Source organism: Allokutzneria sp. NRRL B-24872 (assembly GCF_002155965.1).
Lineage (GTDB): Bacteria > Actinomycetota > Actinomycetes > Mycobacteriales > Pseudonocardiaceae > Allokutzneria.
Genome location: NZ_MUMH01000313.1, coordinates 607 through 812, shown reverse-complemented (window position 1 = coordinate 812; position 206 = coordinate 607). Strand labels below are relative to the sequence as shown.

Here is a 206-nt window from a genome sequence, read left to right as displayed (position 1 = left end):
CGCCGAGGGCACTTCGCGACGGCCTCGACTACGCCGTGCGCAAACTGCGCGCCGTGGCGCCGGGCATCAGCAGGTTCCCGGAGGAGACGAAGTTCGAGAAGTGGATCTACACCGACGGCGGCGGCTGGGTGGGCGGCTTCTGGCCCGGTCTGCTCTGGCTCGCGCACGTCGAGACCAGGGACCCGCTGTTCCGGCGGCTCGCGGAG

Annotated in this window: 1 pseudogene; it reads left to right on the top strand. The window is 71.4% G+C overall.

Going from position 1 to position 206, the window contains the following annotated elements:
- Positions 1-206, top strand: a pseudogene (locus tag CCN37_RS41920) (glucuronyl hydrolase); the annotation flags it as partial.